At 71.3% G+C, this 20,858-nt stretch carries 26 protein-coding genes; 13 read left to right on the top strand and 13 right to left on the bottom strand.

Annotated elements, in window-relative coordinates; genetic code table 11:
- Positions 1-27: 27 nt before the first annotated feature.
- On the bottom strand, positions 28-177 hold the full coding sequence (locus B7W94_RS18105; RefSeq protein ID WP_172400099.1) for a hypothetical protein: 150 nt from the start codon (positions 175-177) through the stop codon (positions 28-30).
- Positions 178-372: 195 nt separating this feature from the next.
- Here B7W94_RS18105 and B7W94_RS07870 point away from each other — a divergent pair, with 195 nt between their 5' ends.
- Together B7W94_RS07870 and B7W94_RS07865 are read left to right on the top strand one after the other, a co-directional pair.
- Positions 373-1,062, top strand: a complete 690-nt coding sequence (locus B7W94_RS07870; protein ID WP_085605777.1) for a DedA family protein — start codon at positions 373-375, stop codon at positions 1,060-1,062.
- Positions 1,063-1,105: 43 nt separating this feature from the next.
- Positions 1,106-1,891, top strand: coding sequence for a DNA/RNA non-specific endonuclease (locus B7W94_RS07865; RefSeq protein WP_085605775.1), 786 nt, complete (start codon positions 1,106-1,108; stop codon positions 1,889-1,891).
- Between the two features lie 16 nt (positions 1,892-1,907).
- Here B7W94_RS07865 and B7W94_RS07860 read toward each other — a convergent pair whose 3' ends face one another.
- From B7W94_RS07860 to B7W94_RS07845, 4 genes are all read right to left on the bottom strand, one after another.
- Entirely contained in the window at positions 1,908-2,996 is a 1,089-nt protein-coding gene (locus tag B7W94_RS07860; protein ID WP_085605773.1) for an alkene reductase, read from the bottom strand.
- Positions 2,997-3,058: 62 nt separating this feature from the next.
- Entirely contained in the window at positions 3,059-3,526 is a 468-nt protein-coding gene (locus B7W94_RS07855) for a MarR family winged helix-turn-helix transcriptional regulator (RefSeq protein WP_025102533.1), read from the bottom strand.
- 52 nt (positions 3,527-3,578) lie between these two features.
- The gene (locus tag B7W94_RS07850) at positions 3,579-4,034 is read right to left on the bottom strand and encodes a MarR family winged helix-turn-helix transcriptional regulator (RefSeq protein WP_025102534.1); all 456 of its coding nucleotides are present in this window, start codon (positions 4,032-4,034) and stop codon (positions 3,579-3,581) included.
- Position 4,035: 1 nt separating this feature from the next.
- Entirely contained in the window at positions 4,036-5,763 is a 1,728-nt protein-coding gene (locus tag B7W94_RS07845; protein WP_060922712.1) for an MDR family MFS transporter, read from the bottom strand.
- Positions 5,764-5,913: 150 nt separating this feature from the next.
- Between B7W94_RS07845 and B7W94_RS07840 the strand changes: the two genes are divergently transcribed.
- Complete coding sequence (locus B7W94_RS07840; protein WP_085605771.1) at positions 5,914-6,651, top strand: cytochrome c oxidase assembly protein; 738 nt, start codon at positions 5,914-5,916, stop codon at positions 6,649-6,651.
- Here B7W94_RS07840 and B7W94_RS07835 read toward each other — a convergent pair.
- From B7W94_RS07835 to B7W94_RS07825, 4 genes are all read right to left on the bottom strand, one after another.
- On the bottom strand, positions 6,585-6,953 hold the full coding sequence (locus tag B7W94_RS07835; RefSeq protein WP_025102538.1) for a hypothetical protein: 369 nt from the start codon (positions 6,951-6,953) through the stop codon (positions 6,585-6,587). The two genes, B7W94_RS07840 and B7W94_RS07835, sit on opposite strands and share 67 nt — an antisense overlap.
- A 56-nt stretch (positions 6,954-7,009) precedes the next feature.
- Entirely contained in the window at positions 7,010-7,174 is a 165-nt protein-coding gene (locus B7W94_RS18100) for a hypothetical protein (RefSeq protein ID WP_164498166.1), read from the bottom strand.
- Positions 7,175-7,281: 107 nt separating this feature from the next.
- Positions 7,282-8,607, bottom strand: a complete 1,326-nt coding sequence (locus B7W94_RS07830) for a flavin monoamine oxidase family protein (protein WP_085605769.1) — start codon at positions 8,605-8,607, stop codon at positions 7,282-7,284.
- Between the two features lie 108 nt (positions 8,608-8,715).
- Entirely contained in the window at positions 8,716-8,967 is a 252-nt protein-coding gene (locus B7W94_RS07825; RefSeq protein WP_085605767.1) for a VOC family protein, read from the bottom strand.
- A 96-nt stretch (positions 8,968-9,063) separates the two neighbouring features.
- On the opposite strand from B7W94_RS07825, the gene B7W94_RS07820 reads away from it, so the two are divergent.
- The 3 genes from B7W94_RS07820 to B7W94_RS07810 all read left to right on the top strand — a co-directional run bounded on the left by B7W94_RS07820 (position 9,064) and on the right by B7W94_RS07810 (position 10,245).
- On the top strand, positions 9,064-9,270 hold the full coding sequence (locus B7W94_RS07820; RefSeq protein WP_025102541.1) for a hypothetical protein: 207 nt from the start codon (positions 9,064-9,066) through the stop codon (positions 9,268-9,270).
- 50 nt (positions 9,271-9,320) lie between these two features.
- Positions 9,321-9,755, top strand: coding sequence for a redox-sensitive transcriptional activator SoxR (soxR, locus tag B7W94_RS07815; RefSeq protein WP_025102542.1), 435 nt, complete (start codon positions 9,321-9,323; stop codon positions 9,753-9,755).
- Positions 9,756-9,906: 151 nt separating this feature from the next.
- Positions 9,907-10,245 carry a DUF7882 family protein gene (locus tag B7W94_RS07810; protein WP_085605765.1) on the top strand — a complete coding sequence of 113 codons (339 nt, stop codon included), beginning with the start codon at positions 9,907-9,909 and terminating at the stop codon, positions 10,243-10,245.
- 39 nt (positions 10,246-10,284) lie between these two features.
- On the opposite strand, the gene B7W94_RS07805 is transcribed toward B7W94_RS07810, so the two are convergent.
- Positions 10,285-11,712, bottom strand: a complete 1,428-nt coding sequence (locus tag B7W94_RS07805; protein WP_085605763.1) for a serine/threonine-protein kinase — start codon at positions 11,710-11,712, stop codon at positions 10,285-10,287.
- 135 nt (positions 11,713-11,847) lie between these two features.
- On the opposite strand from B7W94_RS07805, the gene B7W94_RS07800 reads away from it, so the two are divergent.
- Positions 11,848-13,248, top strand: coding sequence for a threonine/serine ThrE exporter family protein (locus B7W94_RS07800; RefSeq protein WP_085605761.1), 1,401 nt, complete (start codon positions 11,848-11,850; stop codon positions 13,246-13,248).
- Positions 13,249-13,258: 10 nt separating this feature from the next.
- Here B7W94_RS07800 and B7W94_RS07795 read toward each other — a convergent pair whose 3' ends face one another.
- Positions 13,259-13,774, bottom strand: a complete 516-nt coding sequence (locus tag B7W94_RS07795; protein ID WP_085605759.1) for a GNAT family N-acetyltransferase — start codon at positions 13,772-13,774, stop codon at positions 13,259-13,261.
- 86 nt (positions 13,775-13,860) lie between these two features.
- Positions 13,861-14,352 (bottom strand): DUF1269 domain-containing protein, encoded by a 492-nt coding sequence (locus B7W94_RS07790; protein ID WP_025102547.1) that lies wholly within the window; start codon positions 14,350-14,352, stop codon positions 13,861-13,863.
- 168 nt (positions 14,353-14,520) lie between these two features.
- Here B7W94_RS07790 and B7W94_RS07785 point away from each other — a divergent pair, with 168 nt between their 5' ends.
- A complete protein-coding gene (locus B7W94_RS07785) occupies positions 14,521-15,351 on the top strand; it encodes a zinc-ribbon domain-containing protein (RefSeq protein ID WP_085605829.1) in 831 nt (276 codons plus the stop codon).
- Between the two features lie 109 nt (positions 15,352-15,460).
- Positions 15,461-15,805: a hypothetical protein gene (locus B7W94_RS07780; protein WP_025102549.1), complete on the top strand. Its 345-nt coding sequence runs from the start codon at positions 15,461-15,463 to the stop codon at positions 15,803-15,805.
- Positions 15,806-15,832: 27 nt separating this feature from the next.
- Here the strand turns inward: B7W94_RS07780 and B7W94_RS07775 are convergent, their stop codons facing one another.
- Positions 15,833-16,489 carry a metal ABC transporter ATP-binding protein gene (locus tag B7W94_RS07775; RefSeq protein ID WP_085605757.1) on the bottom strand — a complete coding sequence of 219 codons (657 nt, stop codon included), beginning with the start codon at positions 16,487-16,489 and terminating at the stop codon, positions 15,833-15,835.
- Positions 16,490-16,544: 55 nt separating this feature from the next.
- On the opposite strand from B7W94_RS07775, the gene aztB reads away from it, so the two are divergent.
- From aztB to aztD, 4 genes are read left to right on the top strand one after another with little or no spacing between them, the layout of a single operon-like run.
- A complete protein-coding gene (aztB, locus tag B7W94_RS07770; protein ID WP_253247406.1) occupies positions 16,545-17,411 on the top strand; it encodes a zinc ABC transporter permease AztB in 867 nt (288 codons plus the stop codon).
- 20 nt (positions 17,412-17,431) lie between these two features.
- Positions 17,432-18,658 carry an ABC transporter gene (locus B7W94_RS07765; protein ID WP_085605753.1) on the top strand — a complete coding sequence of 409 codons (1,227 nt, stop codon included), beginning with the start codon at positions 17,432-17,434 and terminating at the stop codon, positions 18,656-18,658.
- Between the two features lies 1 nt (position 18,659).
- Entirely contained in the window at positions 18,660-19,574 is a 915-nt protein-coding gene (gene aztC / locus B7W94_RS07760; protein ID WP_085605751.1) for a zinc ABC transporter substrate-binding protein AztC, read from the top strand.
- Positions 19,575-19,603: 29 nt separating this feature from the next.
- On the top strand, positions 19,604-20,803 hold the full coding sequence (gene aztD, locus B7W94_RS07755) for a zinc metallochaperone AztD (protein ID WP_085605749.1): 1,200 nt from the start codon (positions 19,604-19,606) through the stop codon (positions 20,801-20,803).
- Positions 20,804-20,858 lie beyond the last annotated feature (55 nt).

Raw genomic sequence — 20,858 nt, 5'->3', positions numbered from 1 at the left:
GACCTATGTCAAAACTACCCCCACCGATCAGGGACGATCGCCGACCTCCACGCCGTCCTCGATCTCCTCCGGCTCCAGATCGGTCACGTCGACCTCCGGGGCGTCGCCTTCTCCGTTGTTGGCGGTCGGGGGCTCCCCCTGGAACCCGGTCGTCTCGTCCTGGCGCGGATCGGTCATGCTGCCTCCTCGGTCGATGGGGTTCCATGATCTCCGTACCGTCGGACGGCGGCGAGCGCCTTGACAACGCCGGCTCCTCCCGCTCCCTGCGCACGCAGGCGGGGTCCAGGGAAGGGCGATACCGTGCAGAGGCGATGTCCGCTCCGACGGACCCGCTCTCCGCACGATCACCGCGATCCCCCGACAGAGGACACGATGACCCCCGGCACTCTGCCCCTCGCCGCTTCCGCCCCCGGCTACGACGGATTCATCGGCTGGGTGCTCAGCCTGATAGAGACCCTCGGCGAGGTCGGCGTCGGCCTCGCGGTACTCATCGAGACATTCGTCCCCCCGATCCCATCCGAGGCGATCCTGCCCGCGGCAGGCTTCCTCGCCTACGACGGCCGGATGAACGCCTGGGGCGCCTGGGCCGCGGCCACCCTCGGAGGGCTCGTCGGCGCGTGGATCTGGTACGGACTCGGCGCGGCGGTCGGCCGGGACCGCACCCGACGCATCGTCGGACGCATCCCCCTCCTCGACCACGACGACTTCGACAAGGCGGAGGCGTTCTTCGCCCGCTGGGGCGGCGGCGCGGTGCTGTTCGGCCGCTGCGTGCCTCTCGTGCGCTCCTTCATCTCGATCCCCGCCGGCATCGAGCGCATGGCGCTGTGGAAGTTCACGCTGTACACCCTGGTCGGATCGGCCGTCTGGAACGGCATCTGGATCGGCCTCGGGTTCGCCTTCGGCCCCGCCATCCGGCCGATCCTCGAGCAGTGGAGCGGCGTGATCTCCGACGTGGTCGTCGGCCTGCTCATCCTGCTGCTCCTGGTGTTCATCGCGCTGCGCGTCCGCCGCCGCATGCGGGAGGCCGCGGCACGGCGCGCGGAGGACAACGGCCCGGCCTGAGCGGCGGCCACCCGATGTCGGCGGGCCGGGGCACGATGGAGGCATGACGGACGGCTACGACCCCGGGTTCCTCGGCATCCCGCTTCCGCTGCCCGTGCCTCCGATGGCGGTGCGCACCCTCCCCGCTCCCCGGTTCACGGTGCTGCTGGACCCGGAGCGGCGGCTCGCCGCGGTGACGGCCGTCACCATCGACGGCGCCCGCCTGCGAGATCTCCCCCGGACGGGTGAGTGGCGTCTTGACCCGCGAGTGCCCGCAGAGGAGCAGGCGGGTCCGGCGGTCTATGCGGGGAACGACCTCGACCGCGGGCATCTCGTGCGCCGCCGCGATCCGGGCTGGGGCGAGCGCTCCGACGCCCGCGCGGCCATGGAAGCCACCTTCACCTACCCCAACGCGGCTCCGCAGGCGGCCGTCTTCAACCAGTCGAAAGACCTCTGGCTCGGGCTGGAGGACCACGTGCTCGCGTATGCCGAGACGACCGCACAGCGCCTGTCCGTCTTCACCGCCCCGGTGCTCGCCGACACCGACCCGCCGTACCGCGGCATCCGCATCCCCCTCCGGTTCTGGAAGATCGCGGCCTGGAGCTCCGAGGGCCGACTCGCCGCCGCCGCGTTCCTCCTCGACCAGACAGAGCTCGTCGACACCAGGGAGGGTGTCCTCGCCGTCGCGTCGCTCGGAGCCTTCCGCACCTTCCAGGTGCCCGTCGCCGAGGTCACCACCCTCACCGGAGTCGACCTCGGCCCGCTGCCCGACGCCGACGTCCTCCCCCGACGCGGGATCCGCGAGACCGGATGGCGCCCGCTGCACACGGCCGACGACATCGTCGTGTGACAGCGGGCGCTCCGTATCACTCGCCGGCGCGCGCGACCTCCAGGGACGGGTAGTCGATGTACCCCTCGGCGGTCGAACCGTAGAACAGCTCGGGGCGCGGTTCGTTCAGCTCGGCCCCGGTCCGCCAGCGCTCCACGAGGTCGGGGTTGGCGATGACGGGACGCCCGGCCGCGACCGCGTCCGCCCAGTCCTCGGCCACCAGCTCCTCTGCCGCGGCACGGGTGGTCTCGACGCCGAAGCCGGTGTTGACGATCAGCGGTGCGCCCGCCGCCCGGCGGATGGCCTGGACGAGCTCTCCGGCGGGCTCGGCGTGCAGCACATCGACGAAGGCCAGCCCCAGAGGCGCGAGCCCTTCGGCGAGCGCGGTGTAGGTCGCGAGGACGTCGGCCCCGTCGTCCTCGATGACGCCCTGGATGCCGTGGGCCGGAGAGAGCCGGATGCCGGTCCGGTCGGCACCCACCGCGGCGGCGACCGCCGTGGTCACCTCGATCGCGAAGCGCGCGCGGTTCTCCGGCGCGCCGCCGTACCGGTCGTCGCGGACGTTGGACACGGGAGACAGGAACTCGTGGACGAGGTAGCCGTTGGCGCCGTGCACCTCGACGCCGTCGAAGCCGGCCGCGATCGCGTTCCGCGCGGCCTGGACGAACTGCTCGACGACCACCGGGATCTCGTCGAGGGTGAGGGCGTGCGCGACCGGCAGGTCGGCCTTGCCCTGGGGCGTCCGCGTCTGGCCGGGGGCGGCCAGGGCGCTCGGGGCGACGACGCGGGGCTCACCGGAGATCTCCGGGTGGCCCACCCGGCCGCCGTGCATGAGCTGCATGACGATGGTGCCGCCCTCGGCGTGCACGGCGTCGGCCACGCGTCGCCATCCGTCGATCTGGGCGGGGGTCACGATTCCCGGCTGCCCGGGGTACGACTTGCCCTCGAGGACGGGCCAGACGCCCTCGGAGATGATCAGCCCCTGCCCCGCGCGCTGACGGTAGTACTCCTCGATGATCGCGGTCGGCACGCCGTCGGCGTCCGCACGCGTGCGGGTGAGCGGCGCCATGACGACGCGGTTGGACAGGTGCAGCGAGCCGAAGTCGGCGGAGTCGTAGAGAGTCACAGAGGGACCAAGGACACGGCCGGCCGCTGTATTCCCGTGAATCGACCAGGTGTTCCGGTGTATCAACCGCCCAGATCGGCGACGAGGTTCGCGAAGTGGTCGAGGTCGGCGGCCGTCCAGCCGCGCAGTCGCTCGCCGATGCGCCCCTCATACCGGGAGCGGGCGAGAGCGACGCGCTCTTCGGCCAGCGGGGTCGCCACCAGCACCCGGGCGCGGCGGTCCTCGGGATCGGGGATGCTCTCGACGAGCCCGAGCTGCTCGAGCTGACGCACCTGCCGGCTCACGGCGGATTTGTCCGTCTGCAGGCGCTCGATGAGAGCCCCCGCCGAGGTCGCCCGTCCGGCGAGGATCGAGGTCAGCACCTGGTACCCGAGCGGCTGGAGGTCCGGATGCACGGTGGCGGCAGCCTCGCGCCACCCGACGCGGATGCGGGCGAACAGACGGCCGAGCTCGTGCTCGACGCGGGCGACCGCCTGGTCGAGATCGTCGAGGGGAGCGTCGTCGGCGGGATCGTCGGACGAGGCGCGCATATCGCCAGTGTACGGCGAAGCCCCGCGACCGCAGGCGGTCGCGGGGCCCGGTTCAGACCTCGGCGAGGAGCCGGAACACCTTGGACGCGGCGTCGATCTCGGCGGGCGTGAGCTCGTCGATCACGGCGCGGAGCCGGGTGCCGTACTCTCGCCGGACCTCGGTGAGAGCGGTGCACGCGGCGGGCGTCGCGGTGAGCACCCGGAGCCGGCCGTCACGCTCGTCCGGCACGGAGGCGATCAGCCCGAGGTCCTCCAGCATCCGCACCTGGCGACTGACGACGGACTTGTCCATCTCGAAGCGCTCGGCGAGCTCGTGCGCGCTGGCCGAGCCCGCCCGGTCGATGAACGTGAGCAGCTTGTACCCCGCCACCTGCAGCTCCGGGTGGACCCGGGACGCCGATTCCTTCCACAGCGACCGGGTCCGCGCGAAGATGAGGTTGAGATGCGCCTGGAGGTCGCTGAGGGCGGTGTCGACGTCGGGGGTGCCGACCGCCTCGGACGCGATCATGTCAGCGCTCCTGCTTCCGATCGTCGCGCTCGAGCACGCTCACCGACCCCGTGGTGGTCGCCGGTCCGGCCTGCCCGGTGCGGATCGTCCCCGTCGAGAGGTTGGCGCCGACCTCGGCCTCGGAGACCTCGATGACGGACTCCTCGGCCTGCTCGCGCAGCTGCTCCGCGGCGTTCTTGGTGGACAACGGCTTGTTCTTGATGAACGCGATCGCGATGATCGCGATCACGGCCAGCGGGATGGCGAGGATGAACGCGTCCGCGATGCCGTGCCCGTAGGCGCTCTCGACGATCGTGCGGATCGTGTCGGGCAGCTCGCCCACCTTCGGCACGTCTCCGGAGCCCAGGCGCTCCAGGGCGCTGATCTCGTCGGGCGTGGTCGGGACGAAGCCCTTCAGGCCGTCCTTCATGAAGTCGGCCACGCTGGTCGACAGCAGCGATCCCATGACGGTCACGCCGATGGTGCCGGCGATCGTGCGGAAGAAGTTGACGTTCGACGAGGCGGCACCCAGCTGCTGCGGCGCGGTGTCGTTCTGCACGATCAGGGTGAGGTTCTGCATGACCATGCCGAGGCCGGCGCCGAGGACGAACATGTACACGGCCACCAGGGTGAACGGGGTGTCGTAGCGCAGGGTGGCCATCAGGCTCACACCGATGGTGGCGAGGATGGAGCCGGTAACCATCCAGCCCTTCCACTTGCCGAAGCGGCTGACGAGCTGTCCGATGATGATCGACGCGCCCATCTGACCGATGATCATGGGGATGGTCATCAGTCCCGACTCGGTCGGCGTGGCGCCACGGGCCAGCTGGAAGTACTGCGCGAGGAAGACCGAGGTCGCGAACATCGAGACGCCGATCGCGATCGAGGCGATGACCGACAGCGTGAAGGTGCGGTTGCGGAACAGCGACATCGGGACGATGGGTTCCTTGACGAAGAACTCCACGGCGACGAAGGCGGCGATGGCGACGCCCGCGGTGACGGCGAGGGCGATGCTGGTCCCGGAGTCCCAGTCGAACTGGTTGCCGCCCATGGAGACCCAGATCAGCAGGGTCGAGACGCCCACGGCGAGCAGGACGATGCCGAAGTAGTCGATGGACACCTTGGTGCCGCGCTGCGGCTTGGGCAGGTGCAGGGTGAACTGCAGCAGGACGAGCGCGACGATCGCGAACGGGACGCCGACGAAGAAGTTGGCGCGCCAGCCCCAGGCGTCGGTGATGACGCCGCCGAGCAGCGGGCCGCCGATCGTGCCGAGGGCCATGATGCCGCCGACGACGCCCATGTACTTGCCGCGCTCGCGCGGGGAGATGATGAGGGCCACGGCGATCATGACGAGCGACATGAGGCCGCCGACGCCGATGCCCTGCACGACGCGGACCGCGATGAGCATGTTCGTGTCGGTCGAGAAGCCGGCGATGACCGTGCCGACCGTGAAGAGGATGAGCGAGATCTGGATGAGGACCTTGCGGTCGACGAGGTCGGCGAGCTTGCCCCAGATCGGCGTCGAGACGGCGGTGGCGAGAAGGCTCGCGGTGATGACCCAGGTGTACTGCGACTGGGTGCCGCCGAGGTCGGCGATGATGACGGGCATCGAGGTCGAGACGACCGTGCCGGAGAGCACGGCGACGAACATGCCGACGATGAGGCCGGAGATCGCGGTGAAGACCTCGCGGGCCGAGCGCGCGGTCTCGGAAGAGGATGAGGTGTGTGTCACGGGGGAATGCTCCTGCATAGAAAGTTGATCGAGATCAACCATACGCCGATAGTTGCGGTTTCGCAACTATCGGGGTCGGGTTCTTCCAGCTCTTCGACGGCGTCGTCGACCACAAGCCTCGGCATCCACACGACCGGCACGACGACCCGCCTCGGGTTCCGGGCCTCGATGCGGATGCGACGGGCGGGGGGCATCGACGTCCTCCCCTTCCTCGCCCTCGTCCTCCTCCTCGGCGCCGCCGTGCTGTATCTCGTCGCGCTGCGGCGGACCCGCGACCGCCGTCCGTGGCCGCGGCCACGGACGGCCGCCTGGATGAGCGGTCTGCTGTGCACCGCGGTCGGCACCGTCGGACCGTTCGCCGCCCTGGCCCTCCGCGCCCTTCCGGTCGCCGAGGCTCGTGTGCTCTCCCGGGTGCTGCGCAGCGCCCCGATCCGGGTGCTCACGCATCCCGTGGTCGCAGGCACCCTCAACATCGGCGCGGTGTGGCTCCTCTACGCCACGCCGCTGTTCCCCCTCATGCACGCCTCACCGTGGCTGCATGCTGCCGTGCACCTGCACGTCCTACTGACGGGGTATCTGTTCACCGCGAGCATCCTCGGCCTCGATCCCGATCCGCATCGAGCCTCCGTCACCGTACGGGCGTCCGTCCTCATCGTCTTCATCGCCGCGCACTCGATCCTCGCCAAGTGGCTGTGGGCACACCCTCCGGTGGGTGTCGACCCCGGGGACGCGCGGATCGGAGCGGAGCTGATGTTCTACGCGGCTGACGCCGTCGACGTACTGCTCATCGTGCTGCTGCTCCGGCAGTGGTACGTCGCGACACGACCGCGCGAGCCGGCTCAGCCGCAGAAGGAGGAGAGTCCGTCGTGGAGGCGCTCGATCGCCTCGACCGTCTCCGGGGCCTGAAGATCGGTCATGCCGCCGAGCTGATCGGCGCCGGAGCGGATGAGGTCGCCGAGCTGCCCGTCCATTCCGTCCGCGACGCCGTCGAGGGTGGCGACGAGGTCGTCGCGCGCGGCATCGAGCTGCTCCGCGGACGCGTCGCCCTGGCTCAGCAGCTCCTGATACTGCGCGTACGCGTCATCGATGGTCGCGCACGTCTCCGCGACCGGAACTCCGAACGCGTCTCCCGCGGCCTGGGTGACCTGCGCACACCCGGCGAGGAGACCGACGGCGAGCAGCAGAGGGACGAGAGCGATGCGGCGCATGACCCGAGAGTAGCCGCGCCACCTGGGGCGCGGCTGACCCTCGGGCGGTGCGGCGGTCAGCCGCCGGACGGGTTCTCGAGGGGCTTGCCCTCGTCGTCCGTCGTCTCGCGCTCGAGCACGTCGTCGGTGCTCTCACCGCTGTCGTCGGGAGCGCCGCCGGAGGCCGTGTCGGCTTCCTCGTCGGCGCCGGGGGTGCCCTGCGTGTTCTGGGGGTCGCTCATGCTCTCCTCCTCTGTTCGGTCCGACGACCGTATGCGCGGCGGCGAGGAATGGCGCAGGGGGTTGACCGGACGTATGGCGACGGCCACACTGCCGGCGCCGGGGCGCGTCACCCCTGTGCCCAGAGCCGTTCGATCGGGGCCGCCCGCCCGAGGATGCGCTCCGCCGCACGATGCCCGGAGAACAGGGCCGCGGGCACGGTGGCCGGATCGTCGGTCCAGGTGGCCTCGCCCGCGAGGTGCAGCACGCCGCCGACCGGGGTGGCGAGGTCGTCGTGATCCGCGGTGGTCGACCCGACCGTCATGTACGCGTACGATCCGTGCGCGAACGGGTCGTCCTGCCAGGCCGTGCGGCGCATCCCGATCGGATCGGGGATCTCGTCGCCGTACAGCCGGCGGAGCTGCGCCATGATCGAGGCCTGCACCTCCGCATCGCTCCAGTCCCGCGTGGCTGCCGCGGCGGGCCCCGCGGCGAAGGTGAGCAGGAGCGGCTCGTCGTGCAGCGCGGTGAGGTCGTACCAGGAGTGCCACCATCGCGCCTCGGGGCCCTGCTGCCGGAGGGCGTACACCCCGTCCTCCCAGAACCGCGTCGGGAACCGCAGGAAGACCTTCTCGAAGGCGTTCATGCGCAGCCGCCCCAGCGCCTCGGCGTTCACCGGCGGCAGCGGAGGGACGATCTCCATGGTTCCGGCCTGCAGCACGCCGACGGGAACCGTGATGACGGTCGTGTCCCCGGAGAAGTCGCCATGCGAGGTCCGCACCCAGACGCCGTCGTCGCTCCAGTCGACACGGGTGACGAGGTGCTCCAGCCGGATGTCGAGGCCTTCGGCCAGGCGCTCCGGGAGCACGCCGTACCCGTCGGGGAACACGACCTCGTCGCCCTCGATCGCGTCGTCGTCGAGGCCGTGCGCGGCGAGGTCCTCGATCCACGCCCCGTACTGCTCCTCGGCGCGATGCTCCAGGTACTCCCGCACCCGCTGCGTACGCTCGGCGCTCCATCCCTGGCGCGAGAGGGCCTCGTCCGTGACGTCGCGGTAGGAGGCCGTGGGGCGGGAGGCGGCGATGATGTCCGGGAGCACGGCGTCCACCGCGTGGACATCGGCGGCGAAGGCGCGCGTCTCCTCGGCGGAGAGCGGGCGCCCGTCGGGGCCGTGATAAGCGATCGGCCGGCTGTCCACCTGGAAACCGCCGACGGTGAACTCCACGGTCCGCATGCCGAAGGCCTCGGCAGCCGCCGCTACCGGGCTGCCGTCGACACCGTGGATCCACGAGGCGCCGAGATCGACGATGCCGTCGGTCCGATCCGTGTGCACCCGGCCGCCGATCCGGTCGCGCGCTTCGAGCACCACGACCGTCCGCCCGGCATCCTGCAGCAGCCGCGCCGCCGTCAATCCCGCCACGCCCGCGCCCACGATCACCGTGTCGACCTGCTCCATGCGCCCCTCCTCGCAGCCCCTCCGCGCGGAGCCGTGCCCCGACGATAGCCCAGCCCGGCACCCACCGACAGGGCCGCGGAGCCCGACGACCCGCTCGCGACGCCGGGCTCAGGCGGCGTGCTGGATGAGTCCGAGCAGGGTGCCGTCCGGGTCGAAGAACTTCAGGAAGAGGGCGAAGCCGCCGTCGTCGAAGCTCACCACCTCGACGCCCTCTGCCGCGAACCGCTCGGCGAGCGCGTGGATCTCGGTCGTGCGCAGGAAGAAGAGCGGCCGCTCCTCCCCCGACACCGTGAGCTTCATCGGCGCGTGCCCCGGCGCCTCCCAGAGCATGAGATCCGGACCGCCTTCGGCGCGGAGCATGGCGCTCGACCCGTAGTAGCGCCACCCACCGACCACACGGCGGGCCGGATGACAACCCCCTTGGGTGCCGCACGCGGCACAGCGCACCCTGGGGCCATGAGCCACCACCCCGATGACATCAAGCAGCCCTTGGACCACCTGCCCCCGGCGGACGAGAGGGACAAGGCCGTCGAGATCGACGAGCCGCACTATCCGACGTCGGGCGCGCCGGCGGACAGCCCGGACGTGACGCCGGAGACCGCGGCCGAGCCGGACAAGCCGAACCGCCACGGCGTCGACAAGCTTCCGCCGACCTCGCGCTGACCGTTCCGCCCGTTCCTCAACTATTGTTGAGGTCTACGGAAGGGCGGCGGATGGAACCGGACGATCTCCTCCCGATCGGGGAGGTCACCCGACGCACGGGCGTCGCGCCCTCCGCGCTGCACTTCTACGAGCAGCTCGGCCTCATCGCGTCGACGCGCACGCCGGGTAATCAGCGACGCTATCGCCGCCACATGCTGCGACGGATCTCGATCATCGTGGTGGCCAAGCGCATCGGCATCCCGCTCAGCGAGGTCCAAGAGCTCTTCCAGACCCTGCCCGTCGACGCCCCGCCCTCGCACGGCGATTGGCGCCGCGTGGCCAAGCGCTGGCGCGCCGAGCTCGAGGAGCGGCGGACCCAGCTCGAGCATCTGCAGCGCGAGCTCGCGGGCTGCATCGGCTGCGGCTGCCTGTCCCTCAAGGCCTGCCGCCTGCTCAATCCGGAGGACGCCCTCGGCGAGAGCGGCCCCGGCCCCCGCCGCATCTGAGAACCGGGACGTCCGCCGCGACCGGATGGACGAAGGAGGGGTGGTACAAAGCCCGGATCGGTGAGAGCGTGGAGACATCCCCACCAGCGATCGGCATGGTTGCGCCTCTTGGCAACGGGTTCCTGTGGAGATGGAACGAAGGATCCATCGAATGGGCAAGTTCATCTATGAGGGCGGTCCGAAGATCGAGATCGAGGACCGCGCTCTCACACATATCCAGCTCGTCATGACGACGAAGCTCCGGCGCGGCGAACCGATGCCGTTCTCGTGGAAGGAAGACGCCTCCGTCGGGGGCGGCCGGACGACGGTCTGGGTGCATGCGCACTCGAACATCGTGTTCAAGTTCTTCGGCAGCAGGCCTCCGGCCATCAACCGGCGGTGGGTGGACGCGCTGGCGTTCACCGCGAACACGCCGAACGGCCTGTATCTGGTGCCGGAGCCGACGGAGACGAGCACCGCCTCCCGGCAGCTCGCGGATCTCGCCGCCTGACACCGGCTCCGCCGTAGAGGAACGCACAGGCCCGAGGACTCAGTCCTCGAGGTCGGTGTCCTCCCCCTTCGCCTTCTCGGCCTTCTCCTGGGCCTTCTCCGCTTCCTTCTCGGCGCGCTCCTGAGCCTTCTCGGCCTTCTTCTGCGCGTCCTCCTCGGCCTTCCGCTGCTCGTCGGCGGCCTTCTGAGCTGCCTCCTGAGCCTTCTCTGCCTTCTTGTCGTCCGGCACGTCGGGCGCCGGTTCCGGAGCCGGGGCCTCGACCGGGGTCGCCGGCGTGTCCGCCTCTTCCGGCACGGTGACGGGCACGACGACCGCCGGCGTGGGCGACGAGCGCGGGGTCGGTTCGGTGTCGACAGGGGTCACCACAGGGTTCGGGTTGAGCGCTCCGGCCGCCCAGAGCGTTCCGGCGACGGTGAGGGCGACCGCGACCGCCACGGCTCCGGTCAGGAGTCCGCGGCGTCGCCGAGCCCGCTGCAGGCGAGGAGTCCGGGAGCGGAGCATCCCGACCTCGGGAGACGGAGGAGCGGGCAGCACGAGGGTTCGTGTCGGAGCAGACGGACCGGCCGGCTCCCGCTCCGCGAGCGCTGCGGCGGCGATCGGAGCCGGAACCGGGGGCCGCGGCGGAATCGAGGGGTCGTGCGCGAGGGCGGACACCGCTGCGAAGACGCCGGCGGCGCTCGGCCGGTCCTCCGGATCCGTCGCGGTCATCCGCTGCAGCAGCGCGGACCATGCCGGACCCACGGATTCCGGAATCGCGGGGGGATCGATCAAGCGGGCAAGGGTGGCACCGATCCCCTCGGCCTCCGCGAAAGCGCGCTCTCCCGTGAGCGCTTCGCGCAGGACCAGGCCCAGCGCATAGATGTCGGCGGCAGGCGCCGGCGCCGCGCCGTTCAACTGCTCCGGCGCCAGGTATGCCGCGGTACCGATCACGGTTCCGGGAGACGTCAGCCGGGCCGCGTCCACGAGCACCGAGATCCCGAAGTCGGCGAGCTTGGCGCCCGACCGGCTCCCGGCGAGGGAGCGCCCGGTGAGCAGGACATTGGAGGGCTTGATGTCGCGGTGGACGATCCCCGCGCCGTGCACGACATGGAGGGCCTCCGCCAGATCAGCCGCGAGCGCCGCCACCTCGTCCGAGGGCAGCGGCCCCTGGGCGATCCGCTCGGCGAGGGTCGGGCCGTCGACGAACTCCATCACCAGGTATTCCGCCCGTCCCGGATGCAGTTGCGCGTCATACAGCGTGACCAGCGCGGGGTGGTTGAGCGAGGCGAGCACGGTCATCTCGCCGCGGGCGCGCTCGGAGGCGGCACCCTGTTCGGTCTCCGCGCGGAGCATCTTGATGGCGACCGTGCGCCCGAGCAGCGAATCCTCCGCGCGGTACACGCGGGCCATCCCGCCCTGCCCGACGCACTCCCGGAGATGGTAGCGCCCATCGAGCAGCGCCTCCGTGGGAAGCGAGTCATCCGTCATCGTCGAATCCTCCTGCCACGGCGTCGGGAGCGGCGCGGCGAGACCCCACTGTAGAAGCAGGGCCGGGGGGCCGTCTCGGGCCTTGACAGACGGGCCGTCGATCGGGTGGCCCTCGTCCGCGGGAGAATGGGAGATATGCCCGCGCGTTCCCCCCAGCGACTGCTCCTGTCCGTCCGCCGGCTGCTGCACACGGATCCGTCCTCCGTCGCCCACACCGAGGCGATGCCCGTGATCGACGAGCACACGGTGCCGCGGGTCCTCGATCTGGCGACGCGCATCGGGGAGTCGATGTTCGCGGTCGGCGCCTCCGCTCACGAGGTCACGCTCGCCATCACGCGCGTCTGCGAGGCGTACGGCCTCAAGGGCGTCCAGGTCGATGTGACCTACAACTCGATCACGGTGTCCTTCCACCTCAGCGGGGAGGTGTGGCCCGAGACGCTCGTCCGCGTGGTCCGCGTGGCCGCCCCCGACCACGCCAAGCTGCAGCGCGTGCAGGCGCTCGTGGCCGACATCGACGGCGGCCTGGATCTGGAATCCGCACGCACCGCGTTCCGGGTCATCCGTCGCGTGCCCTTCCGCTACCAGCAGTCCGTGGTGATCGTCGCACGGGCGCTCCTCGCGGTCGGCGTGAGCATCATGCTCGGCGCCTCCCCGCTCATCGTGGGCCTCACCTTCGTCGCCGCGCTGGGGGCGGCGCTCACCCAGGCGGGCCTGGCCCGGCTGCGGGTGCCGCTGTTCTTCAGCCAGATCGCGGGAGGCCTCGTCACCACGGTCGTCGCGGTCGCCGTCTCGGCGCTCGGCAGCGCGAGGATCGAACCGTTCGTCGGCATCCGCCCGTCGATCATCGTCGCCTCGGGCATCGTGCTCATGCTCGCCGGGCTCACGGTGGTGGGCGCCGCGCAGGATGCCATCGACGGCTTCGCCCTCACCGCCGGTGGCCGCATCCTCGACCTGACGATGCAGACGCTCGGGGTGGTGATCGGCATCCTCGTCGGGCTGGAGCTCGGCGGCGTGCTGGGCTTCACGATGGAGCTGCCGGACGACCCCGCGCCCTTCGGGCCCCTGCTCAACCAATTCGCGGGGGCCATCATCATCGCGGTCGCCGTGGCCGTGTTCAACGGCGCCGGCATCCGCATCATCCTCGTCAGCGCGTTGCTCAGCGCCGTCACCCTCGCCGGGTACGCCGGCACCATCGCCCTCCAGCTCCACCCGGCCGCGGCGAGCGCGGTGGGAGCGCTGCTGGCGAGCTTCGTCGGCATGCTCATCGCGCACAATCTGCACGTGCCCTCGGTCGCGGTGACGACCGCCGCGATCGTCCCGCTCGTGCCCGGTGTCGCGGTGTTCCAGGGCCTCCTCGAGGTCGTGCACGCAGCGGGCACCTCCTCCGGGATGCTCACCGTCGGCGGATCGCTGATCGACGCCGCCGTGATCGGGATCGCGCTCGCCTCCGGCGCCTCCCTGGGCCTTTACCTCGGAACGCCGGTGCGAGCGACCCTCGCCGGCGTCGCGAAGACCAGGGCGCGCGTGCGCCGCTGACCCGACGAGGTCATGCCGCCGAGGAGTCGGCGGCGAGGTCGAGCACCCACGCGTTGACCGTGAGCTCGGCCCCGCGGAACTGCTCCGTGAGGGTTCCCTGACGGGTGAATCCGCCCCGCTGACACACCGCGTTCGACGCCGGGTTGTCGACCGCGGGGAACGCGAGCAGCGAACGCCCCTCCCCTGCGCGATCACGGAGGACGTCGACGAGCAGAGCCAGAGCCCGGGCGGCCACTCGCCGGCCCTGTGCAGCGGGCAGCACGAACCAGCCGGTCTCCCACGCCGGCTCGTCCTGCCACGTGATCCGCCACGCGCCGATCGAGCCGAGAGGCTGCCCCTCGTCGTCGATGATCGCGAACATCAGGGCCTCGTCCCCCGCGACGAGACGCAGGTACCGCTCGTGACGCGCCTGCACCTCCGCCGCACTCTCCGGCCCGTTGAGGTGCACCGTCATCTCCGGGGCGTTCGCCGCGTGCAGGAGAGGGAGATCGTCGGCCGACCAGGGCCGAAGGCTCAGCGTGTCCACGTTCGCAGCCTGTCACGCCCCTCCGACACCGGACACGACGATGCGCCCACCGCGGACGGATCCACGACGGGCGCATCGGTCGACGGTCAGTGGCCGCCGAGGTCCTTGACCAGCTCGGCCTCGTCCTCCTTGGACAGCGAGGTCTGCACGACGGTGCCGTTGTACGGGGCCAGCGCCTCGGCGAACTTGTCCTCCGTGAGCTTGAGCGCGTAGATGACGACGGCGGACTTGCCGGCCGTCACGGTGGCCTTCACGCGGTCGCGGAACTCGGCGTCGATTCCCGTCTTGTCGAGACCGGAGAACAGGGCCCCGAGGAGGCCGCCGAACACCAGGCCGGCGACCGGGATGAAGAACAGGATGCCGATCAGCGCACCGAACAGAGCGCCGGAGGCGACGCCGAGGCCGATCCTGCTCCCGGCGCCCGGGTACTCCACCTTCGTCTTGCCCTCGCCGTCCACCTTCACGAGCGCGAGGCCGGCGAGCTCGACGACGAGGTCGTCCTGCAGGGCCTGGACGCGGTTGTAAGCACCCTCCGCGTCGCTCTCGGTGTCATAGGAGATGACGATCAGTTCAGCCATGGTTTCCTGCTTTCGGTTGCGATCGGAGATGCTCTCCACGCGCGCAGAGGCACCGGTCTTCGCCACCGACCCTAGGCGCGCCCCTGCGGACACGACAGAGCAGCCGTCGATGTTCACCCTGGTGACTCCGCAGCGGCGATGTCCGTGGCCTCGCCTACCGTCGCTGTCGTGCCCGAGCCCGTGCAGCAGTGGTGGGCGAGACGCCAGTTCTCGCGCGGACTCGACGTGCCCTACGCGGTCGGCACCTACCGGGCGGCGTGGGCGGCCTACCCCGAGCTCATCCGGCAGTATCACCCGGAGCTCAACCACGGCATCACGCTCTCGCAGATCCCGTTGGCGGCCGATGTGCTGCTCTGCTGGGAATGCGCCGTCGGCCATCTGTTCGCGGCGACGCCGACCGAGCAGCGCGAACGCCCGGGGCGGGTGCGACGGCGCTCGTCCTGGTGCCCCGAATGCGCGGCGCTGGCGCGTCCGCAGCCCGTGATCCTCGGAGAGGCGCGGGCACTCCCCGCTCGCCCGAAGAAGCCCGCGCCGGCGCTGTGCACGAAGACTCCCGCGCTGCCGACGGGCACGGCGTTCCTGAGCGCGTGCGCTCCGAAGCCGGCTTCGGCGGCGGAGGGGAAGCTGCGGGAGGCACTGGCGGCGCGACTGGTGTTCCCCGACGACGTCAACGCGATCAAGGTCGCGCGGCCGTTCTTCCGGCATACGGAGGTGTGGCCCGACATCCTGCTCCCGGAACTGCGGATCGCGATCGAGTACGACACGGTCGGCCGACACGGGCTGGAGCACGTCGGGAAGAGGGAGGAGACCGATCGCCGGAAGGATCGCGCGGTGCGCGGCGCCGGCTGGGAGGTCGTGCGGGTGCGGATGGGGAAGCTCGAGCCCCTCGGGCCCTTCGACCTCCCGCTCACCTCCCTCGGTGCGAGCGGCATCACCCGGCTGGTCGACCGGCTCCGCGACATCCGTGGCGCCCTCCTCGTCGATGCCTACCTGCGCTGACGTGCGGTACCTCACCCAGTTAGATACTCGAAGGCGGAGCGACCTAACCGTTCTCGCCCGCGAGCGCAACCCCCGTGCGCGACGGCGGCGGGCAGGCGATGATGCCCGCATGAAACTCGTCTCCTACGCCGGCCAGCAGCTCATCACCTCTGACGACGTCGCGGAGACGCTGCTCGCCCTGGCCGCCGCCATCGCCAGGGAGGGCGAGTCCGAAGCGGTCGAGATCCCGATCCTCCTGGAGGGCGAGAAGGACTGGGCCGACCTCCTCGTCGGCGTCGGCAACGACGTGCTCGTCAGCCCCCACCACACCGGGGAACCTGATCCCGACTTCTCCGCCGAGGTCGACGAACTGCAGGCCCACCGCCTGTTCCCGAAGCCGCGGAGCGACTCGTCGTCTCCCGGCGACATCGAGGTCCCCGCGCTCTCCGACTTCGACATGGGCCACGGCCTCTGATCGCGCTCCGCTGAGCGGCTGGTCCCCTCAGCGCGACGCAGAGAGCCTCATGCCGTCGCGGAGCGCGACCTCGCGGTCGGCATCGGCGATCAGGGTAGCATCGTGTGTGACGCAGAGGACGACCGCCCCGCGATCCGCCTCCTCCCGCAGCACTGCCCGGATGCGACGGACCGATGCGGCGTCCAGGGCCGTCGTCGGCTCATCCACGAGCAGGACGCCTGCTTCCCCCGCGAGCCCGTGAGCCAGGAGCACACGCTGCTGCTGGCCGCCGGACAGCGTCGCGAACGGCAGGCGCTGCAGAGCCGACACAGCGGTGCGCTCCATCGCCGCCGCCACCGCCGCACGCGCCCGCCGATCCCGCCGGCGGAAGGCCCCGAGCCGACGCCACGTCCCGACCGTCACGACGTCTCGCGCGGTGAGCGGAAGGCCCGGGGGCACTGCGGCGCGCTGCGGCACGAAGGCGATCGGCCCGGTCGCACTCCGCCGCCCCCTGGTCGGTGAGCGCACCCCGGCGGCCACCTCCAGGAGCGTCGACTTCCCCGCGCCGTTCGGACCGGTGACGACGACGAACTCACCCGCCTCCACCTCCAAGGTGACGCCGCGCAGGGCCTCGTGGTCGCCGAGCCGGACGGAGACGCCGTCGAGACGCAGGGCGCCGTCGGCAGCACGGAGGGTTCTCGTCATGTCTCCAGTTTATGAATTTGATAATCATTCTCAACTACGAATAGGCTCGCGTTCCGTGACCCCCTCGCTCGCCGCCCTGCTCACCCCGTTCACGCTCGAGTTCTTCCAGCGCGGACTCATCGGCGGCGCTCTCGTCGCGGTCCTCTGCGGGGTCGTCGGCACCTGGGTCGTCGTCCGCGGGATGGCCTTCCTCGGTGAGGCCCTGGCGCACGGAATGCTGCCCGGCGTCGCGCTGGCCACGGTGCTCGGGGCACCCGTGCTCGTCGGCGGGGCGGTCAGCGCCGTCGCGATGAGCATCGGAATCGGCGCCCTGCAACGACGCGCCCGGCTCTCCTACGACACGAGCATCGGACTGCTCTTCGTCGCGATGCTGGCCCTGGGGGTGATCGTCATCTCCCACTCCGGGAGCTTCGCCACGGATGCCACGGCGATCCTCTTCGGCGACATCCTCGCGATCACCCGCGCCGACCTCCTCCTGCTCGCCGCGGCCGCGGTCGTGGGAGTGACGGTCGCCGCCCTCTGCCATCGGCCGTTCGTCGCGCTCGCCCTCGACGCCCGTATCGCGACGGTGCTCGGGCTCCGCCCCCGGTGGGCTCAGGCGGCCCTGGTCGGACTGGTGACCCTCGCGGTGGTGGCGTCGTACCAGGCGGTGGGCTCGCTGCTCGTCGTCGGTCTGCTCCTCGCCCCCGCGGTCGCCGCCGGACAGTGGACGTCGCGCCTGCCCACGCGGATGGCGCTCGCGTGCGCCTTCGGCGTGGCTGCCGTCCTCGCCGGTCTCCTCGCGTCCTGGTATGCGGCCACCGCCGCGGGAGCGTCCGTCGCCGCAGCCGCGATCAGCCTCGCCGGTCTGTCCTGGGCGGCGCGGGTCGCCGTGCGAACCCGACGGCCGATCGCCCCTCCCGTCCCTGTCGCCGCCTCCTGACTCGTCCCGAAAGGCTCTTCGTGCATTCCCGCCTCCTTCCCCTCATCACCGTCGCCGCCCTGACTCTCCCCCTCGCGTCCTGTGCCGGGCCCGCGGCGCAGAGCCCCGCCACCTCCTCCTCCGCCGGAGACGGCCACGGCGCGATCGCCGGAGCGGAAGAGGTCGCGGAACCGCAGCTCGGACTCACGACCATCGACGCGCAGGGTCGGGTCACCCACCTCGACCTCCTGGACGAGAGCGTCACCGACATCGGCACGGTGGCCGCCCCGGAGGGCATGACGACCGACGGCCGGTACCTCTTCGCAGACACCGGCGACGGCGTCGAGGTCGTCGACAGCGGCGTCTGGACGTGGGACCACGTCGACCACTTCCACTACTACCGCGCCGATCCCGCCCTGCTCGGCACGGTGGAGGGCGACGGCGCGGCGACGGTCGCGACGACGAACAGCTCGACCACCGGCGGCACCGGCATCTCCTTCTCCGGATCCGGAGACGCTGTCCTCCTCGACACGGAGGCCCTGTCGAAGGGGGAGATCCGTGAGCTGTTCCGCATCGAGCGCTCCCCGCACGAGGGGCTGGTGGTGCCGGTCGGGTCGTTCGCACTGGTGACCGAGGCCGACGGGGAGGCGGGCGGAGTCGTCGTCGGCTACACGGCGGACGGCGAGCGCACCGGCCTCCGGGAGGACTGCGCCGCACCGACCGGCACGATCACGACCAGGGTCGGGGCGGTCATCGGCTGCGCCGACGGTGCCCTGCTCGCCCGTGTCGAAGCCGGGGCGCTCACCGTGGACCGCATCCCGTACCCGGACGGAGCGCCGGCCGGAGCCGTGTCCGCGTTCCACAACCGCGAAGGGCGCCCCACGGTCGCCGGCCTCGCCGGACCGACCGACATCCGGGTCCTCGACACCCGCGCGCAGGCCTGGACGGTGCTCACCGCCCCCACTCCCCTCGCGCAGGTCACCGCGGTCGGCGATGAGGACGACACCCTCCTGGCGCTGACCCAGGACGGACGCGTGCTCGTGCTCAGCGCGCTCGACGGGACGGTGCGGGCGGAGACCACCCCGCTGGTGGCGGAATCGCTGGCGGCGGGCGAGGCTCCGGCCCTCATCGCCGATCAGCACCGCGCCTATCTGAGCGGCCCGGCGGAGCACCGGCTGTTCGAGATCGACTACGCCGACGACGCCCGCCTCGCGCGGACCTTCGATACCGCCGACGCTCCGGCGTTCGTCGCCGAGACGGGACGCTGACATGCGCCTCCTGCGACCCCTCGCCGCGGTTCTCACCGCGCTCACCGCCGCCGCTCTGACCGCCTGCGCCCCTCCCGCCGATACGCGGCCGGTGGTCGTCGTCTCGACGAACATCCTGGGCGATGTGGTCGGCGAGCTCATCGGCGATCAGGCTCGCGTCGTCACCCTCATGAAGCCGAACGCCGACCCGCACTCGTTCGAGATCTCGGCGCAGGAGGCCGCCACGCTGCGGGACGCCGACCTGCTCGTCTCCAACGGGCTCGGGCTCGAGGAGGGCCTGCAGCAGCATCTCGACGCGGCCGTCGCGGCCGAGGTGCCGTCCTTCGTCGCGGGCGACGCGATCGAGGTCCTGGACTACCGCGACGGCGATGCCGCGGGTATGCCGGACTCCCACTTCTGGACCGATCCGGCGCGGATGATCGACGTCGTCGACGCCCTGCAGCCCGCCCTGGCCGCGCTCGACGGGGTCGACGCCGACACCCTCGCGGCGGACGTCGCCGGCTACCGCGAGGAGCTGACGGCGCTCGACGACGAGATGACGAGCGCGTTCGCCCGGATCCCCGACGACCGTCGGGCGCTCGTGACCAACCACCACGTCTTCGGCTACCTCGCCGACCGCTTCGACTTCGAGGTCGTCGGTGCCGTCATCCCGGGCGGCACCACGCTCGCGGCCCCCTCGGCCTCCGACCTCGCCGATCTCGTGGGTGCCGTGGAGGAGACGGGCGTGCCCGCCGTCTTCGCGGAGTCCTCCTCCCCCGACCGCCTCGTCCAGGCGCTCGCCGACGAGGCCGACGTCCACATCGAAGTGATCGAGCTCTTCACCGAGTCGCTCACCGCCGAAGACGGCGGCGCACCGGACTACCTGACCATGATGCGCGTCAACACCGAGCGCATCACCTCCGGTCTCACCCGCTGAGACCATCCCTCACAAGAAAGAAGCACCGCATGAAGACACTCCCCCTGCGCCGGGCGCTGGTCGGGGCCGTCGCCCTCGGCGCCGCCGTGACGCTCGCCTCCTGCTCGACCACGGCTGGAGCCGGCTCCGCCGCGAGCGACGCCCCGGAACCGGACGCCGGCCCCCGGGTTGCCATCTCGTATGAGGGCGGCATCCTCGTCCTCGACGGCGAGACCCTCGACACCGTCGCCGACTTCGACTCCGAGCCGTTCACCCGCCTGAACCCGGCCGGCGACGGTCGCCATGTCATGGTGACGATGAGCGAAGGCTTCCAGGTGCTCGACACCGGGGCCGGGTCAGCCGACGAGGCGGTCCTGACCGACACGGTGTTCGCGGCCGACACCCCCGGCCATGTCGTCCGCCACGGTGGCAAGACGATCCTCTACGCCGACGGCACGAGCGACACCACGATCTTCGACACCGCCGACCTCGGCGACGGCGGTCTCCCGGCGGTGGAGACCGTCGACGGCGTCGAGGCGCACCACGGCGTCTCGGTGCTGTTGGAGGACGGCACGTTCCTCACCACGGTGGGCGATGCGGACGGTCGCAGCGGCATCGTCGTGCGCGATGCGGACGGTACGGAGATCGCCTCGTCCGACCAGTGCCCCGGCGTCCACGGCGAAGGGACTGCGGCCGACGAGGTGGTCGTCTTCGGGTGCGAGGACGGCGCGCTCGTGTACAAGGACGGCGAGATCACCAAGCTCGCCGCTCCCGACCAGCCGTACGGCCGCATGGGCAACGCGTACGTGAGCGAGACGAGCCCGATCATCGTCGGGGACTACAAGAACGATCCCGACGCCGAGGGCTACCTGCTGAGCGCCGTCACGCTCATCGACACCGCGGCGATGACGTCCGAGGTCGTGTCCCTGCCCGAGGGGGCCGAGTACACCTTCCGGGACGTCGCGCGCGGCCCGGGCGACCTGGCCTACATCCTCGGCGCCGACGGCGCCATCCACGTGCTCGACCCGGAGACCGGCGAGATCACCGACTCCTACCCGGTCATCGAGGCGTGGGAAGGGCCCGCCGAGTGGCAGGACCCGCACCCCGCCATCGTCGTCGCGGGCGACATCGCGTACGTGACCGAGCCGGCCGCGGACAGCGTGCACGCGGTCGACCTCACCACCGGCGAGGTGCTCGCGAGCGCCGAACTGGAGGTCACGCCGAACGAGATCGCACCGGCCGCCGGCTGAGCCTCGACACGGCGGGCCCGTCCTCTCGAGGGCGGACCCGCCGTGCGTGGGCGGA

The organism is Microbacterium sp. LEMMJ01 (assembly GCF_002114135.1).
GTDB lineage: Bacteria > Actinomycetota > Actinomycetes > Actinomycetales > Microbacteriaceae > Microbacterium.
This window is presented reverse-complemented; position numbering and strand designations above follow the sequence as displayed.

Excerpts from the sequence above, each read along its gene's own strand:
- B7W94_RS07845 (WP_060922712.1), bottom strand. The coding sequence starts at position 5,763 with ATGCAGGAGCATTCCCCCGTGACACACACCTCATCCTCTTCCGAGACC.
- B7W94_RS07855 (WP_025102533.1), bottom strand. The coding sequence starts at position 3,526 with ATGCGCGCCTCGTCCGACGATCCCGCCGACGACGCTCCCCTCGACGAT.
- B7W94_RS18100 (WP_164498166.1), bottom strand. The coding sequence starts at position 7,174 with ATGAGCGACCCCCAGAACACGCAGGGCACCCCCGGCGCCGACGAGGAA.
- B7W94_RS18105 (WP_172400099.1), bottom strand. The coding sequence starts at position 177 with ATGACCGATCCGCGCCAGGACGAGACGACCGGGTTCCAGGGGGAGCCC.
- B7W94_RS07810 (WP_085605765.1), top strand. The coding sequence starts at position 9,907 with ATGGGCAAGTTCATCTATGAGGGCGGTCCGAAGATCGAGATCGAGGAC.
- B7W94_RS07865 (WP_085605775.1), top strand. The coding sequence starts at position 1,106 with ATGACGGACGGCTACGACCCCGGGTTCCTCGGCATCCCGCTTCCGCTG.
- B7W94_RS07805 (WP_085605763.1), bottom strand. The coding sequence starts at position 11,712 with ATGACGGATGACTCGCTTCCCACGGAGGCGCTGCTCGATGGGCGCTAC.
- aztC (WP_085605751.1), top strand. The coding sequence starts at position 18,660 with ATGCGCCTCCTGCGACCCCTCGCCGCGGTTCTCACCGCGCTCACCGCC.
- B7W94_RS07820 (WP_025102541.1), top strand. The coding sequence starts at position 9,064 with ATGAGCCACCACCCCGATGACATCAAGCAGCCCTTGGACCACCTGCCC.
- B7W94_RS07870 (WP_085605777.1), top strand. The coding sequence starts at position 373 with ATGACCCCCGGCACTCTGCCCCTCGCCGCTTCCGCCCCCGGCTACGAC.
- B7W94_RS07835 (WP_025102538.1), bottom strand. The coding sequence starts at position 6,953 with ATGCGCCGCATCGCTCTCGTCCCTCTGCTGCTCGCCGTCGGTCTCCTC.
- B7W94_RS07825 (WP_085605767.1), bottom strand. The coding sequence starts at position 8,967 with ATGCTCCGCGCCGAAGGCGGTCCGGATCTCATGCTCTGGGAGGCGCCG.
- B7W94_RS07830 (WP_085605769.1), bottom strand. The coding sequence starts at position 8,607 with ATGGAGCAGGTCGACACGGTGATCGTGGGCGCGGGCGTGGCGGGATTG.
- B7W94_RS07850 (WP_025102534.1), bottom strand. The coding sequence starts at position 4,034 with ATGATCGCGTCCGAGGCGGTCGGCACCCCCGACGTCGACACCGCCCTC.
- soxR (WP_025102542.1), top strand. The coding sequence starts at position 9,321 with ATGGAACCGGACGATCTCCTCCCGATCGGGGAGGTCACCCGACGCACG.
- B7W94_RS07840 (WP_085605771.1), top strand. The coding sequence starts at position 5,914 with ATGCGGATGCGACGGGCGGGGGGCATCGACGTCCTCCCCTTCCTCGCC.
- aztD (WP_085605749.1), top strand. The coding sequence starts at position 19,604 with ATGAAGACACTCCCCCTGCGCCGGGCGCTGGTCGGGGCCGTCGCCCTC.
- B7W94_RS07775 (WP_085605757.1), bottom strand. The coding sequence starts at position 16,489 with ATGACGAGAACCCTCCGTGCTGCCGACGGCGCCCTGCGTCTCGACGGC.
- B7W94_RS07780 (WP_025102549.1), top strand. The coding sequence starts at position 15,461 with ATGAAACTCGTCTCCTACGCCGGCCAGCAGCTCATCACCTCTGACGAC.
- B7W94_RS07790 (WP_025102547.1), bottom strand. The coding sequence starts at position 14,352 with ATGGCTGAACTGATCGTCATCTCCTATGACACCGAGAGCGACGCGGAG.
- B7W94_RS07800 (WP_085605761.1), top strand. The coding sequence starts at position 11,848 with ATGCCCGCGCGTTCCCCCCAGCGACTGCTCCTGTCCGTCCGCCGGCTG.